Origin of the sequence: Cellulomonas algicola, from assembly GCF_003851725.1 — a bacterium.
In the GTDB taxonomy this organism is placed as follows: domain Bacteria; phylum Actinomycetota; class Actinomycetes; order Actinomycetales; family Cellulomonadaceae; genus Cellulomonas; species Cellulomonas algicola.
On sequence record NZ_BHYL01000523.1, the window covers coordinates 1 to 204 of the forward strand.

The following is a 204-nucleotide window of genomic DNA, read 5'->3' on the forward strand; positions in this document are numbered from 1 at the left end:
CCGCGATCCGGTAGTGACCCGACCACTCGGTGGTGAGCGTCACCGTGTACGTGCCCGTCGCCTCGTAGACGCGGAACGTGTCGTGGAAAAAAAAAACTGCGCTCGACGACCTCGAAGGGAGGTCGGTGCCGTCGCCGAAGTCGTAGTGGAACCGCTCAGGGCTCGCGACGACCTCGACGTCGTACCCGGCGAGGTTCGTCTGGA

Annotated in this window: 1 pseudogene; it reads right to left on the reverse strand. The window is 64.2% G+C overall.

Annotated elements, in window-relative coordinates:
• Nucleotides 1-204: pseudogene (locus CTKZ_RS22170) on the reverse strand (hypothetical protein); the annotation flags it as partial.